Origin of the sequence: Streptomyces xylophagus (assembly GCF_000716435.1) — a bacterium.
In the GTDB taxonomy this organism is placed as follows: Bacteria; Actinomycetota; Actinomycetes; order Streptomycetales; family Streptomycetaceae; genus Streptomyces; species Streptomyces xylophagus.
Genome location: NZ_JNWO01000001.1, coordinates 333,690 through 348,729 on the forward strand (window position 1 = coordinate 333,690; position 15,040 = coordinate 348,729).

General features: G+C 69.5%; 10 protein-coding genes. 8 read left to right on the top strand and 2 right to left on the bottom strand.

Annotated features, from left to right (window positions below; translation table 11 throughout):
- Positions 1–11: 11 nt before the first annotated feature.
- The gene (locus OO70_RS01505; RefSeq protein ID WP_043663510.1) at positions 12–857 is read right to left on the bottom strand and encodes a helix-turn-helix transcriptional regulator; all 846 of its coding nucleotides are present in this window, start codon (positions 855–857) and stop codon (positions 12–14) included.
- Between the two features lie 110 nt (positions 858–967).
- Here OO70_RS01505 and OO70_RS01510 point away from each other — a divergent pair, with 110 nt between their 5' ends.
- Together OO70_RS01510 and OO70_RS01515 are read left to right on the top strand one after the other, a co-directional pair.
- A complete protein-coding gene (locus OO70_RS01510) occupies positions 968–1,996 on the top strand; it encodes an alpha/beta hydrolase family esterase (protein ID WP_051740445.1) in 1,029 nt (342 codons plus the stop codon).
- Between the two features lie 92 nt (positions 1,997–2,088).
- Entirely contained in the window at positions 2,089–2,535 is a 447-nt protein-coding gene (locus OO70_RS01515; protein WP_043662713.1) for an SRPBCC family protein, read from the top strand.
- A gap of 27 nt (positions 2,536–2,562) precedes the next feature.
- Here OO70_RS01515 and OO70_RS01520 read toward each other — a convergent pair whose 3' ends face one another.
- A complete protein-coding gene (locus OO70_RS01520; RefSeq protein WP_043662715.1) occupies positions 2,563–6,615 on the bottom strand; it encodes a discoidin domain-containing protein in 4,053 nt (1,350 codons plus the stop codon).
- Positions 6,616–6,838: 223 nt separating this feature from the next.
- On the opposite strand from OO70_RS01520, the gene OO70_RS01525 reads away from it, so the two are divergent.
- The 6 genes from OO70_RS01525 (at position 6,839) to OO70_RS01550 (ending at position 15,039) form a co-directional block, all read left to right on the top strand.
- Entirely contained in the window at positions 6,839–8,968 is a 2,130-nt protein-coding gene (locus tag OO70_RS01525; RefSeq protein WP_043662717.1) for a glycoside hydrolase family 27 protein, read from the top strand.
- A gap of 74 nt (positions 8,969–9,042) precedes the next feature.
- Entirely contained in the window at positions 9,043–10,335 is a 1,293-nt protein-coding gene (locus OO70_RS01530; protein WP_043662719.1) for an ABC transporter substrate-binding protein, read from the top strand.
- 1 nt (position 10,336) lies between these two features.
- Positions 10,337–11,272 carry a carbohydrate ABC transporter permease gene (locus tag OO70_RS01535; RefSeq protein ID WP_043662722.1) on the top strand — a complete coding sequence of 312 codons (936 nt, stop codon included), beginning with the start codon at positions 10,337–10,339 and terminating at the stop codon, positions 11,270–11,272.
- A complete protein-coding gene (locus OO70_RS01540; RefSeq protein ID WP_043662724.1) occupies positions 11,272–12,120 on the top strand; it encodes a carbohydrate ABC transporter permease in 849 nt (282 codons plus the stop codon). The genes OO70_RS01535 and OO70_RS01540 overlap by 1 nt, the downstream gene beginning before the upstream one ends.
- A complete protein-coding gene (locus tag OO70_RS01545; protein ID WP_043662726.1) occupies positions 12,117–14,180 on the top strand; it encodes an alpha-galactosidase in 2,064 nt (687 codons plus the stop codon). The genes OO70_RS01540 and OO70_RS01545 overlap by 4 nt, the downstream gene beginning before the upstream one ends.
- A gap of 85 nt (positions 14,181–14,265) precedes the next feature.
- Positions 14,266–15,039 (top strand): SDR family NAD(P)-dependent oxidoreductase, encoded by a 774-nt coding sequence (locus tag OO70_RS01550; protein WP_043662727.1) that lies wholly within the window; start codon positions 14,266–14,268, stop codon positions 15,037–15,039.
- Position 15,040 lies beyond the last annotated feature (1 nt).

A 15,040-nucleotide genomic window follows, 5' to 3' on the forward strand; every position in this document is an offset into this window, starting at 1 on the left:
CGGAGCCCGGATCAGGTGGCGATGTCCATGCGCTGGGTGCCGATGACCTTGAGCAGTTGCAGCGTCCGGTACGCGCGGGAGTCGGGTTCGGCGGTGAAGATGATCAGCTGCTGGTCCTGGCCCGGCACCGTCAGGACGTCGAAGTCCAGCTCGATCGGCCCGACTTGGGGATGCCGGATCTCCTGGTGGTCGTGGTGTTCGATGCGCAGCTCATGGGAGTTCCACAGCCGGGCGAAGTCCTCGCTGCCGGCGAGCAACTCCTCTACGAGTGCGTGGAGTTCGACGTTGTCCGGGTAGCGGGCGGTGGCGACGCGCAGATAGCTGACGGCGGCGGTCACGAACCGGTGGGGCTCGGTCAGGCCGTAGCCACGCCGCTCGGGGTGCAGGAAGTAGCGGCGAATGACGTTGCGGTCCGAGCCGGTCAGGGCGGAGAAGTCCTCGAAGAGGGCTGCCGCGAGCGGATTCCAGGCCAGGACCCGGCAGGTGTTGTCGAGTACGAGAGCGCCGGCGTCGGTCAGGCGCTCCAACAGGTTCAGTGTGCCGGGATCGACGTCACGGGAGGGCCCCTGGACCGGCTCGGGCGCCGCCTCACCGGCGAGCCGGAAGAGGTGGGTGCGCTCCTGGTCGGACAGGCGCAGCGCGCGGGCGATGCCGGTCAGGACCGCGTGTGAGGGATGACGTCCCCGGGCCTGTTCCAGTCGGCTGTAGTGGTCCACGGAGATGTGCGCGAGCTGGGCGACCTCCTCGCGGCGCAGCCCGGGGGTGCGACGCCTGGGCCCGTGCGGCAGGCCGACGTCCTCGGGGCGTACGCGTTCCCGTCTGCCGCGCAGGAACGCCGCGAAGGCCTGCTTGTCCATGGTCACCACGGTACGGCGGGGCACACCGGCCAGCCACGGACTCTCGGTCCCTGGATGGCGCCGGGCCACCGGCGCAGGGTGAAAGCCCAGGCAGGACGACCTGGGAATACGTGGAACGAAGCGAGGGCGAGGACATGCAGGTGCTCATCACGGCATTGGTCGCGGTCGGAGGAGTGGTGCTGGTGTGCGGCGCCGCGTACGGATACCTCGTGCACAGCCCCAAACCCGTCGAGCCCCGGCTCAGTGCCCCGGTGACGGCGGACACGATCACCGTGGCCGACCGGACGCGGACGTACCGGGCCTTCGTGCCCGCGGACCTGCCGCCCGGCGCTCCCCTCCTGTTCGTCCTGCACGGATCGCAGCAGGACGGGAAAACCATTCGTACGGCCACCGGGTACGGCTTCGACAAGCTGGCCGAGCGGCACAAGTTCGCGGTGGTCTATCCGGACGGCTACAAGCGCGGCTGGAACGACGGCCGGACCGCCGCGGTCACCCCCGCCCGCAAGGAGGACATCGACGACGAGGGCCTGATCGCCGCGCTCGTCGAACGATTCCGGCAGCGGCACGGCATCGACCCCGCCCGGGTCCTCGTCACCGGCTTCTCCAACGGCGGCCAGATGGCCTTCCGCCTCGCCGCCCGGACGCCGGAACGCATCGCCGCCATCGCGGTGATCGGGGCGGGCCTGCCCACGCCGGACCAGTGGGCCGTCACGGAGCTGAAGTCCCCGCTGCCCGTCCTGCTCATCGCCGGCACGAGCGACCCGATCATGCCGTACGACGGCGGCGAGGCCAGCATCTTCGGCTTCCAGAAACGCGGCACCGTCCTGTCCGCCGAGGCCACCGCCCGTGTCTTCGCCGAGGTCAACGGGATCACCCACCCTCCGACCAGCTGGCCGCCCACGCCCTTCGGCGGAAAGGGGGACGCGGACGGCCCGTCGGTGATCGAGACCCGCTACACCCAGCCCGGCAAGCCGCCCGTCGTGGCGTTCACGGTCACCGGCGGCGGCCACACGATCCCCAACCCCGACTACCGCTTCCCCCGCCTCATGGGCAGGACCGACCACACCCTCGACGCACCGGCCGCCATCTGGGGTTTCTTCAGCGAGACGCTGCGCGCGGACGTTCCCCCACGCCCATGAGGAGCACGGCCGGAGCCACGCCGATAGGCTGAGAGTGCTCGGCGGATCAGCGTGTACCCAGCCGGAACTCCAACCGCAGCGCAGGAGGAATCGTGGCCGGTCAGTTTGAGGCTACAGCCGAGATCAACCGCCCCATCGAGGAGGTTTTCGCCTTCCTTTCCGAGGGCACGAACGACCCCAAGTTCAGCCCGAGGGTCCAGGAGATCACCAAGGCTCCGGAGGGCCCGACGGCCGTAGGAACGGTCTTCACGAGCACGGTCAAGGACGCCGGGATGAAGACGGGCCGGAAATTCCGGATCACCGAACTCGACGCACCCCACCGCATCCGCTGGACGGAGACGTCGAAGAACGTCGTCACGGCGGACGAGGGCGGCTACGACCTGGAATCCACCGGTCCGGACAGCACCAAGGTGCGGATCTACAACGTCCTCGAAGGCCACGGCCTCGGAAAGCTGCTCGTCGGCTTCGCCCTGGGCGCGGCACGCAAGGACGCTCCCGCGTTCGGCCAGCGGATCAAGACGGCGGTGGAGGCGTCCTGATCCGCTGCGACCGTCTCCTCTACGAATCTACGAACGCGCCGTCGAGGGGCGGCTGTTGTACGCCTCCACCGTCAGCAGCGGATGACCTGAGACCAGGGCCCGGGCCGGCCACGACAACGTGACGGTCTGTGTCTCGTCGGGAAGCAGCCACAGGTAGTTGTGGCTGTACAGCGTCGGGAGCACGCGCTGCCCGGTCGCACCGTCCGTCAGCGAGAGCCGGACCATGGTGGCGACAGCCGGACCGTGATTGCGGACGGTGGCGGTCAGCCCGGCACGGTCTCCGGAACGGGACAGGCGCCCGATCGTCGCGGAGACCTTCGTCGACGCCATCCCGCTCAATGCCCGCATGGCGGCCGGTGTGCGATAGCGCCAGTAGGTGTTGCGCGACAGGACGCGGCCGTCACCGCCCTCCAGCGTCAGACGCAGGAGGTGCAGATCGGGCAGGTCGTCGGTCCAGGCGGCGCTGAACGCCTTCGCGGTCGCGGCCGGCGCCACGTCCAGTCGGACTCGCTTGCTCGCACCGAGCTGACGACCCGACAGATCGAGCGACTGCGCGGAGACGACGGCGTCCCGCAGACGGTCGCGCGTGTGATTGACCGCGATGACCTGTCCCTCGGGATCGGTCTGGACGTGCAACGGTTCGCAGGCCGAACGGGCGCCGTAGTAAGTGCCGTTGACGTCGAAGTCGTAGTCGTACGTCTGCCAGACCGTGCTGTGCCACGCCGGATGGGACATCCACAGCATGAGACCGCTGGCGTTGTCCCAGAGGTTCGCGTTCCACGCCTCGAACATGGCGCGCGTGTTCTCGTAGTTGACGAATTGAGCCTTGCGCGCGAAGTCGTCCAGCCCGGTGGCTGCTCCGAGACGCGTTTCTACGGCCGCCTTGTACGTCTGCGGTGCCTGATTTCCGCGCTCGCTCCAGTCGTGGTAGTACCACGCGCCGCGGATCGGCCACTCGGGCTCGTCGCCCGTCATGTTGCGCATGCTGGCGGCGGTGGAGACGACGGGCATGCCGATCTCGGTGTGGAAGCCGAAGTCCTTGCTGCCGTACGTGGTGGGGTCGAAGTACTTCTCCGGCTCGGCCCAGCCGTAGGGTCCGCCGCCGGTGATGATGCCGCCGGCCGAGTTGTTCTGGTAGAGGATGCCGGGGACCTGCTCCTCCACGGCCTTGCGCATGCCCTGGTCGATGGCGGCCGGCGGGTTGCCCTCGTTGGCGCCGCACCAGATCACCACGCTGGGGTGGATGCGGTAGCGCAGGACGGTGTCCCGTGCGATCGCGTTGAAGGCGTCGTGGTCCGGCGGGTCCATGCCCCACGCGTTGGGAAAATCGTTCCACACCAGGATGCCGTGCTCGTCGCAGGCCGCGAAGAACTCCTCCCTGTCGGACGTGCCGACCCAGTTGCGGATCATGGTGAAGTTCATGTCGCGGTGCATCCGCACGGCCGCGTCCATCCGCTCCGGCGGCATCCGGCGCAGCAACTCGTCCCAGCCCCAGTTGCCGCCGCGGGCGAGCACCCGCACCCCGTTCACGCTGATCTTCAACGGGTCGGGTGTGTTGGACACCGACTTCACGTCGGTCCAGGTGTCCGCGTCGTCCGACACCTGGATCACATAGGTCTTCGGGTAGGCCGACTCCCAGAGGAGGGCGACCCGGTCGAAACGCTTCGAGGCTCCGAGGTCGACCTGGATCCACTGGTGGTCCTCGTACTGCGAGGACCAACGGGTGCTCGTATCGCCGTCGGTGGCGTGCGCGGCCGGGTGGTCGGGGTCCTCGGTGGACGCGGTCGTCTTCTGGTGCAGGGCCAGGTCGGTTCCGGGCGCGGTGCTGTCGACGACGCCGAGGGACCACAGGGAGTTCCCCCAACTGGTGTTGCGCAGACCGCAGTTGATACGGACGTAGCGGGCGGTCCGGGCGGCGAAGTCCTCCACTTGCAGGCTCGCGCTGCCGTTGTTGAAGGGCAGCGGAACCGCGCTGTTGTCCACCGACGCGGCATCGGTCCAGGTGGCGTTGTCGGCGGAGACCTGCACCACGAACGTCTTCGCGTACGCCTGTTCCCAGACCAGGTCGACCCCGTCGAAGGACTGCGCGGACCCCAGGTCGATCCGGATCCACTGGTCGTCCTCGTAGGCCGAGGACCAGCGGGTACCGGGATCGCCGTCGGTCACATTGGCCGGACCGTGGTCGTCCCCGTCCGTGCTCGAAGCGTCGGCCTGCGCGTGCAGGGCGAGGTCGGTGGAGGGCCGGTTGCTGTCGCGTACGGCCAGGGTCCACAGGGAGGTGCCCCAACTGGTCGCCCTGGTGAGGCACTTGACGCGGACGTACCGGGCCTGTTGCCGGTCGAAGGGCACCGACTGGGTATAGGCGTCGCCGGAGTTGGCGAACGGCAGCGGCACCTCGTACGCGTAGCCGAACTGACGGATGCCGAACCGGGTGGTGCGGCGGTCGCTCTCGGAACCGTCGACCGACGCGACCAGGGTGAGCTTGTGGAGGGTGGGGTCACCCAGTCCGTTGGGCCACCACAACTCGGGTTTCCCGACGCGGAGTTGAGCGAAGGAGTCGGGAGTGAAGGCGACGTCTGCGCTCTCGCCCGCCGGCACCGTGACGACCTTGCTGACCCGTACGTCACCGAAGGCCGCGGACACCGTCGTCCTGTGGTCGGCGGTGTCGGCGTTGCGGACCGGGACGACGACGGTCAGTTCCGCGACCGACGCGTCGGGGAGGTTCGGCAGCACGGTGTCGACGCGTGGATCGCCGATCACGATGTGGCCGGTCGTTCTCAGCCGGACGTGGTTCCAGATGCCGGCGGCCCGGTCGCGTACCGCCGGCATCCAGTCCCAGCCCGAAGAGGCCAGGTAGGTGGGGGAGTTGAGGTTCATCTGGTTGGCGCCCGCGTCCACCCAGGACTCGCCGGCGGGGCCCTTGTCGCCCGGGCTGCCGGGTACCGGCATGGGCGTGATCCGCACCGCGAGCGCGTTCGCACCGCCCGTTGCGAGCAGTTCGGTCACGTCGTGGGCCGAGCGGGCGAAGGGGTAGGTCAGGCCGCCCACCTGGTGGCCGTTGAGCCAGATGTCGGCGGTGTGGTTGATTCCGTCGAACTCGAGCCAGGTCCGCCGCCCGGCCCCGGTGCGGAGACCGCGCGGCAGCTCGAACTCCCGCCTGTACCACCAGGAGTGACGTGACAGGGCCTCGGGGATGTGGAGGTTGTTCAGTCCGACGACGGGGTCGGGCAGCTTGCCCTGGTCCACGAGCGAGCCCAGCACTGTGCCGGGAACGGTGGCCGGCAGCCAACCGCTCGTGTCGACGGACGCCTTGGACAACGTCGTGCCGTCGGCACCGGCCCAGTCGTCGAGCGTCAGCCGCCAGCCGGATTCCACGGGAACCGTGCCGTCCTCGGCCACCGCCAGCTTGGGCACCGGCCCAGTGTGGGTGCCCCAGTCCGTCCAGCCCGTGGCCGCCGGGCGGTGTCCCTTGGCGGTGCCGTAAACCTCGAAGCCGTTCAGGCCGAGGGGGTTGGGGTTGGAGCGTCGGAGCGAGGTCATCCGGACCCAGCGTGCGGTGACCGGGCGAGGCGGCTGGACGGTCACGACTCCGCCGGTGCCGGCCGTGGTGCGGTAGAGGTTCGTCCAGGTCTTGTGGTCGGTCGACGTCTCGACGACGAACTCGGTCGCGTAACTCGACTGGATCTCCTTGCCTGTTGTGCCGTCGGCCGGATTGCCCGAGGTCGGGGGCGTGAACACCGGGTCGCTCGCGTCGGCCTCGAAGGTGAGCCGGATCGACGTGACCTCGCACGCGGCCTGCAGATCGATCGAGATCCACTGCGGATCACCCGCCCCGGCACGCCACCCGCTGCCGCGCACGCCCGGCGAGCCGAGCCTGTCCACCACGAACGAACCCGGGGTGGGCGCGTAGGCCGTCGAGGAGACCGACACGGGGCGGTAGAGCGCGAGTTCACCCGGGGAGGAGGCCGCGGCGGCCGACGTGGGCAGGCGGAGACCGAGGCCGAACCCCGCCAGGAGGGTGGAACCGGTGGTGACGAAGGAGCGGCGCGACACGTGTGGTGAACTCGGCTGATCAGTCATGAGCGTGATGTCCCATCAAAAACCGGCGGCACTGACAACGTTGCCAAAGGCTGGGACGCGAGGGAAGCTGTGTCAACCCCTGATGCAGCCTTCTAATAAATTAGGAATTAATATTGACAGGGTTTCGGCCGCGCGCCACAGTCGTCGCCGTGACGCCGGAAGCCCCCTGTCGCAGTGCGGCCCGGGTCACGTCCTCCTGCTTCCCAACCCTCGGGAGAGGCAAGTGACTTCACATCCGCAGGTCCGCACACCCGCGGCTTCGAGACGGACGCGCCGCGCCACCGTCGTCGCCATCGCGACCGTACTGGCGGCGACCGCCGCCCCGGTGGCCACGGCACAGACCGGCGTCGACCAGGGCGCGCCCGACTACTACGACAGCGGCCTCGCGTCGACGCCCTACATGGGCTGGAACACCTACTACGGCCTTGGCGCACCCACCGAACAGCAAGTACGCGCCGTCGCCGACAAGTTGGTCAGCAGCGGGCTGCGGGACAGCGGTTACGACATCGTGTGGCTCGACGGCGGCTGGCAGGCCGACAACCCGCGTGACACGAACGGCCGGTTGGTCGCCAACCCGACCCGCTTCCCCTCCGGCATCCCCGCGCTCGTCTCCTACCTCCACAAACGCGGCCTCAAGGCGGGCATCTACACCGACGCCGGCGCCTACGACGGCGGCAAGAGCTGCGGACTCGGCAGCCGCGGCTACTACGACCAGGACGCACGGCAGTTCGCCGGCTGGAAGATCGACGCGGTCAAGGTCGACTTCCTGTGCGGCATCGGCGCCAAACTCGATCCGGGCCCCGCGTTCAAGGAGTTCAGCGACGCGGTGGCCAAGTCCGGCCGCAAGATGCTGCTGAACCTGTGCAACCCGCTCACCGACGACTGGGGCCTGCCGCACACGCCCGAGCAGGACGCGCACAACACGTACGTCTACGGTCCGACGACCGCCGACTCCTGGCGCACCGGCACGGACATCGCCTGGGGCACCCCGAGCCCCGGCCAGTGGCCCAACATCCTGCGCAACATGGACGCGAACGCCTGGCATCCCGAGGCGCAGGGGCCCGGGCACTACAACGACCCGGACTACCTCATCCCGATGCGCCAAATGACAGACGGCACCCTGGAGTTGACTCAGGAGGAGTCCACCTCGCAGTACGTGATGTGGGCCGAGATGGGCTCGCCGCTGGTCCTCGGCTCCGACCCGCGCACCCTGTCCGACTCGATGCTCGCCACCCTGCGCAACCCGGAGATCATCGCCGTCGACCAGGACCCGCTCGCGATCCAGGGTGTGCGGGTGGCCTCGGACTCGGTCGGCGACGTGTACAGCAAGGTGCTGGAAGGCCACGGTCGGCGCGCGGTCGTCCTGCTCAACCGGTCCGACCAACCCGCCCTGCGCACCGTGCAGTTCGCGGACGCCGGGCTCGGCGGAGCGGTCCAGGTCCGCGATCTGCGGGCACGCGCGGACCGGGGTGCGCACACGGGGTCGTACACCGTCGAAGTCCCCGCGCACGGCACCGCGTTCCTGAAGCTGACCGGTGCGGACGCCCTGCCCGGTACGAATCTGGGCGCGAAGGCCACGGCCAGCCCGGCCGTCGTCCGCGACGGCGACACGCTCACCACCTTCCTGCGCGGCCCGCACGGCTCGCTCGTCCAGCAGACCGACGGCAAGGCGAGGGACCTCGGTGGTCCCACGAAGGGCACGATTCTCGGCCAGCCCGCCGCGTACGCCTCGGTCGGCGGACGGATCGACGTCTTCGTGCGGGGCGACGACTCGCGGGTCTACCGGCGGGTGTTCGCCGGAGGTCGCTGGGGCGGATGGCAGAGCCTGGGCGGCCGGGTGGCCGACGCGCCGTCGGTGGCCTTCACCGATCCCGGGAACTGGACGCTGTTCGCCACCGGCTCGGACGGGCAGGTCGTGCAGCGCGGTCCGTCGTCCGGCTGGACCTCGCTCGGCGCACCCGGTGGCCGGTCGGTGTACGGGCGTCCGTCGGCGGTCGTGGACGCGCAGGGGCGGGTGCATGTGGCCGTGCGCGGCGCGGCCGACGACGTGTGGACCCGGACCCGCGAGGCGTCGGGGGAGTGGTCACCGTGGTCGTCGCTCGGCGGGACCGTCAGCGGGAGTCCGACGCTGGTCGCCGTAGGGGATGCCGTGGTGCTGTACGCGCGGGCCGCCGACTACACGCTCTGGCAGCAGCGGTACGAGAACGGGGCCTGGCAGGGCTGGACCAAGCAGCAGGCGTTCCCCAGCGCGGCGTTCGACGGTGCGCTCGGTGCGGTGGCCGGGCCGGAAGGGGTGGTCGACGCGGTGTTCCGCGGAGTCGACGGCTACGTTCACCTGACCCAGTTCAAATAAATTAGTAATTATTCTTGACGTGGTGGGGACGCCACGTGAATCTGGATCCGCGCGGGATCCACAAGGAGCCATCCATGACGAACCATCAGCCAGACCGACGCCGGTTCCTCGCCGGACTCGGCGCCGCGGGGGCGGCGGCGCTGCTCAGCGGCTGTGTCACCTCCACCTCCTCCGGCAAGAGTTCCTCGAAGGGTGCGGTGACCCTCCAGTCCAACCTCTCCGCCCCGCAGGCCAAGGCCGCGATGCAGGATCTCGTCGCCGCCTACGCCAAGAAGGGCTCCGAGCGCGCGAGCCTCAACACGGTCGCCGCGGAGACCTTCCGCACCCAGCTGCCGACGTACCTCACCTCGGCCAACCCGCCGGACGTGTACACCTGGTACCCCGGCTCGGTCGCGGACGCCTACGCCAAGAAGAACCTCCTGCTCGACCTCGACCAGGCGTGGACCTCGTCGCCCGACCTCAAGCGCTACTCCAAGGCGCTCAACTCCCTGTGCACGTCGACGAGTTCGGGCAAGAAGGTCTTCGTCCCCACCACCTACTACTGGTGGGGCATGTTCTACCGGAAGTCCAACTTCGCCAAGTGGGGCGTGAGCGAGCCCAAGAGCTGGGACGAGTTCCTCGACCTGTGCGACAAGCTCAAGAGCAAGGGTGTCACCCCGATCGGGCTGGGAGCCGGCGGTGGCACGGCGTGGGTGGCCTCGGCGTGGTTCGACTACCTCGACATCCGTATCAACGGAGCCCAGTACCACCGCGAACTCCTCGCCGGGAAGCACCGGTTCGACGACCCCGAGGTGCGCAAGGTCTTCGACCGCTGGCAGGAGGTGCTGCCGTACTTCGACCCGAACGGCGCCGCCGTCGCCTTCCAGGACGCGTCGACCTCCCTGCTCAACGGCCGCAGCGGCATGATGCTCATCGGCACCTTCTTCGCCGACGCGGCGCCCAAGAACGCCCTCGACGACATCGACTTCTTCCGCTTCCCGATCATCGACTCCAAGATCCCGCTCGCCGAAGAGGCACCTGTCGACGGCTACTTCGCGAGCGCCCGCACCGGCCGCTACGACCAGGTCATCGACCTGATGAAGTACCTCGCCACCGCCGAGGCCCAGGAGATCTACATCAAGGGGTCCTCCGGCACCGTCCTGCCCTGCAACCCCGACGCGAAGGACGCCGGCACCGCGCTGGTCAAGAAGGGCCGCGCGCACGTCGATTCGGCCGTCGAGATCACCCAGTTCTTCAACCGGGACTCCAGTGACGCCCTCCAGCCCACCGCGGACAACGCGTTGACGAAGTTCCTGGCCAAGCCGAAGTCGATCGGGAGCATCCTCACCGACTGGCAGCGCGATGCCGAGAAGATCTGGAACGCGTGACATGGCAGTCCTGACCGCGCCCGAACGGAAGTCCCCGGCCCGCCCGCCCGCCAAGGGCAAGCGGGTCCGGGGACCCCGGCGCACACCCCCACTGGTGCTTGCCTTCGTCCTGGTCCCGCTTCTCGTCGAGGCCGTGTGGGTGTTCTGGCCCGCTGCCCAGGGCTTCTACCTCGCCCTGACCAAATGGGACGGCGTCTCTCCACCGCAGTTCGTCGGCCTGGGCAACTTCCGGGAGATGGCCCACGACGACGTCTTCCGCAGCGCGGCCGGCCACACCGTCCTCTGGCTCGTCCTCTTCGGCGGCCTGTCCGCCTTCCTCGGCCTCGCCGCCGCCCTCCTGCTCCAACAGGAGCGCCGTGGCGTGGGTTTCTACCGAGCGGCCCTGTTCCTGCCGGTCGTCTTCTCCCTGGTCGCCACCGCCCTCGTCTGGCAGGCGATCTACCAGCCCGACGGCGTCCTCAACCAACTCCTGCAGTCCGTCGGCCTCGGCAGCCTCCGCCACGCCTGGCTCGCCGACCAGGACACCGCCCTCTACGCCGTGATCGTGCCCGCGCTGTGGCGCCAGATCGGCTACGTCATGGTCCTCTACCTGGCCGGCCTCAAGGGCATCGATCCTGCCCTGTACGAGGCCGCCAAGGTCGACGGCGCGAGCGCCTGGCAGCGCCTGAGGCACGTCACTCTGCCCCAACTCCGCAGCGTCAACGCGGTGGTTCTGTCGGTCATCGTCATCGACTCACTGCGCTCCTTCGACGTCGTGTGGTCCCTGACCCGCGGCGGCCCCTACCACTCCTCCGAGCTGCTGAGCACCTACATGTACTCAACCGCCTTCCAGTCACTGCGACTCGGCTACGGCTCCGCACTCGCCGTCGTCATCTTCGTGCTGGCCTTCGGCGTCATCTGCTCCTACCTCGTCCGGGCGTTCAGGGAGGCCGACTGATGTCCGCCAACTCCACGGCCCTGCGCCGCAAGCGGGCCGCGACAGCCGGATTCCACCTGGGCGCCGGGGCGTTGGCGATCCTGTGGCTGCTGCCCATCGCCCTGGTCCTGGTGACCAGCCTGCGCTCCTTCGACGACATCGCGGCGAACGGCCTGGGCAGCTGGCCGCACTCCTTCACCCTCGGCAACTTCCGCCAGGCCTGGGTCGACGGCGGTCAGCAACGCGCCCTCATCAACAGCCTGGTCGTCACCATTCCCTGCGTCCTGGTGACCCTCGCCCTCGCCGCGATGGCCGCGTTCGCCCTCAGCCGCTACGAACTCCGTTTCCGCCGCGCCCTGTTGCTCCTCATGCTCGGCGGCAACCTCCTCCCGCCGCAGATCCTGCTCATCCCGGTGTCCAAGCTCAGCGAAGTGATCGGCATCTTCGACACCCTGCCCGCGCTCATCGGCGTGCAGATCGGCTTCGGCGTCGGGTTCTACGTCTTCGTCCTGCACGGATTCATGCGGTCGATCCCGGCGGAGATCCAACAGGCGGCGGTCGTCGACGGCGCCGGCCCCTGGCAGATTTTCTGGCGGATCATCCTCCCGCTGACCCGCCCCGCCCTCGCCGCGCTCAGCGCCCTCTCCTTCACCTGGATCTTCAACGACCTGCTCTGGGCGATCACCGTGCTGCGCAGCGACACCAAGATGCCAATTACCGCAGCCCTTATCGGACTTCAGGGCCAGTACGTGTCGATGTGGAACGTCATCGCGGCCGGTTCCGTCATCGCCGCCGCACCCACGGTCGCCGTCTTCCTGCGCTTCCAGCGGCACTTCGTGGCCGGACTCAACCTCGGGGCGGTGAAGTGACCTACCAGCGCTGGACCTTGCGCACGGAGAACACCAGCTACACCGTCCGTCTGTCCCCGGACGGCCCGTGGGCCGAACTCGACGCATGGGGACCGCTCGGCGTCGAGGACGGCCCGTCCGCCCTGGACTGGTCGAGGCGCACGCACTTCATCACGCCCGCCGACGCGGCGCCCGGCGAGTATCTGCCGTACGGGCTACGGCCGTTCACCGGATCCGAGCTGGTGGCGTCCCGCCCGGACGGCGAAGACCGGGGAGTGTGGTGGGAGTTCGCGGGGGCCGAAGCGAACGAGGGCGCGCTGCGGCTCGCCTTCCATGATGGGCTGCTGGGTCTGCGTACCGTCCTCTGCTACGAGGTCGTCCCCGGCACGGACGTGATCCTTCGCTGGACCGAGTTCACCGCCACGGACGAACTCCGTCTGGAACGGCTCGACTCGGCCGCCGTGAACATCCCCGTCTCCGGCGTTGCCCGCCTGACGTACCTCACAGGCCAGTGGTCGCAGGAGTTCCAGCGCACCCAACTCGACCTGCCCAGAGGCACGTTCACCATCGGCAGCCTGCAAGGCGTACCGGGACACGCGTACGCACCCTGGCTCGCGGTGCAGGACGGCGAGGCGCCGGCCGCGTACGGCATCGCCCTTGCCTGGCCCGGCAACTGGCACATCACCGCCGAGGCCGAACCCGGTGGAGCGCTGCGGGTGCGGGCGGGCCGGGTGCCGCACGAGGGAGCGGTGGTGCTCGCCCCCGGCGAAACCCTCGCCACGCCCCAACTCGCCTGCGCCTTCAGCCCGGACGGGCTCGACGGACTCTCCCGCGTCTGGCACCGCTACGAACGACACCTCTCCGGCGAACGCCTCCACCGCCCCCGCAAGGTCCTCTACAACTCCTGGGAAGCCACCGGCTTCGACGTCGACGCCGCCGGGCAGTTGGAGCTGGCGAAGACGGCCGCCGACATCGGGGCCGAGCTGTTCGTCGTGGACGACGGCTGGTTCACCGGGCGCGCGGACGACACCGGGGGACTGGGTGACTGGTGGCCGGACCCGGTGGCCTTCCCGGAGGGCTTCGGTCAATTCGTGTCGGACGTAAGGGCGTTGGGCCTGGACTTCGGGCTGTGGATCGAGCCCGAGGCCGTCAGCCCGGGGAGCCGTCTGCACGCCGAACACCCCGAGTGGGTGTACCGGATCGAGGGTCGCCCCGGCCGGCTCGTCCGCAACGAGCTCCTCCTCGACCTGGGCCGGACCGACGTCCAGGACTTCGTGATCGGGACGCTCGACCGGCTGCTCGGCGCGTACGCCATCAGCTATCTCAAGTGGGACATGAACCGCCCGCCCACCGAACGCGGTCGCCCCGGTGCCGGTCGCGTCGACCTCGACGCCGAGCATGTCGCCGGGTACCTGCGGGTTCTGGATCACCTCCGGGCCGCCCACCCCCACGTCACCGTCGAGGGATGCGCGGGCGGCGGCGGACGCATCGAGCACGCGACCATCGCGCGCACCGACGTGGTGTGGCCCAGTGACAACACCGCTCCGCTGGACCGGCTCTCCGTCCAGTACGGCTTCCTGCACGCGCACGCCCCGCACGTCATGAGCTCGTGGGTCACCGACGCGCCCGGCGTCTTCGATCCGCGTCCGCGCAGTCTCGCCTTCCGCTTCGTCAACGCCATGTGCGGGGTACTGGGCGTCGGCGCCGACCTGCGCACCTGGACCCCGGACCAGCGGGCCGAGGCCGCCGGCTGGATCGCCCGGTACAAGGAGGTGCGGGACGTGATCCACCTCGGTGAGGCGCGGCTCCTCGGCACGCCGGAGGAGCCGAGTTGTGGCGTGCAGTACGACGCGGGGGACCGGACAGTCGTCGCCGCGCTGAGCACCGGGCGGCTCGACGGCGCCCCGCTCGTGCCGGGGCGTCCGGACCGGCTCCGGCTGCGGGGACTCGAACCGGCGACGCGCTACCGGGACACGGCGACCGGGACGTCGTACAGCGGAGCGCATCTGCTGCACTACGGGCTGCCGTTCGCCTGGAGCGCTGATCATGATGCCGACCTGGTCGTGCTGATGCGCGAGTGAGCCCCTTATGTTTCCAGCAAGCCCTTGCTCGTGAAAGACGCGAAGGACCCGAAGGACCCGAAGGTCGCGAAGGAGTCGAACCTCGATGGACCAGTCCGTACGACGGCACGGCGCCCGTTTCACCGGGCGTACGGCCGTGGTCACCGGAGCGGCCTCCGGCATCGGAGCCGCCACGGCCGTACGCCTCGCCGAGGAAGGAGCCGCCGTCGTGCTCGTCGACATCGCGGAGGAGCGGGGCGAGGCGGTGGTGGCGCGGATCGGCAAGGACGGTGGGCGGGCCCGGTTCGTGGCCGCCGATGTCGCGGTCGAGGACGACTGGGTGCGGATCGTCGGCGCCGCGCACGGGTTCGGGCCCGTCGACGTCCTCGTCAGCAACGCCTTCACGGTCGATGTCACGCCGGCTCACCAGATGTCCCTGGCGTCCTGGCAGCGGCAGCTCGACGTCAATCTGACCGGCAGCTTTCTCGGGTTCCGGGCGGTCCTGCCCGATCTGGAGGACCGGCGGGGCGCGGTGGTGCTCACCTCGTCCGTGCACGCCCACAAGGGCATTCCCGGGCATCCCGCCTACGCCGCCGCCAAGGGCGCCCTGCTCTCCCTGTGCGGCCAACTCGCCGTCGAATACGGCCCTGTTGTGCGTGTCAACGCCGTCCTGCCGGGACCGATACTGACCGCCGCCTGGGACAGGGTGCCGCCCGAGGAACGGGAACGCAGCATCGCCGAGACGGCGGCGCGCCGCTTCGGCACGGCCGAGGAGGTGGCCGCGGCCATAGCGTTCCTCAGCGCGGACGAAGCTTCCTACATCACCGGTACGAGTCTCGTGGTGGACGGCGGCTGGAGCGTCGTCAAGGCCTCCGCATGAC

Coding starts and splice junctions, on each gene's coding strand:
- OO70_RS01505 (WP_043663510.1), bottom strand. CDS start 857: ATGGACAAGCAGGCCTTCGCGGCGTTCCTGCGCGGCAGACGGGAACGC.
- OO70_RS01550 (WP_043662727.1), top strand. CDS start 14,266: ATGGACCAGTCCGTACGACGGCACGGCGCCCGTTTCACCGGGCGTACG.
- OO70_RS01530 (WP_043662719.1), top strand. CDS start 9,043: ATGACGAACCATCAGCCAGACCGACGCCGGTTCCTCGCCGGACTCGGC.
- OO70_RS01535 (WP_043662722.1), top strand. CDS start 10,337: ATGGCAGTCCTGACCGCGCCCGAACGGAAGTCCCCGGCCCGCCCGCCC.
- OO70_RS01520 (WP_043662715.1), bottom strand. CDS start 6,615: ATGACTGATCAGCCGAGTTCACCACACGTGTCGCGCCGCTCCTTCGTC.
- OO70_RS01540 (WP_043662724.1), top strand. CDS start 11,272: ATGTCCGCCAACTCCACGGCCCTGCGCCGCAAGCGGGCCGCGACAGCC.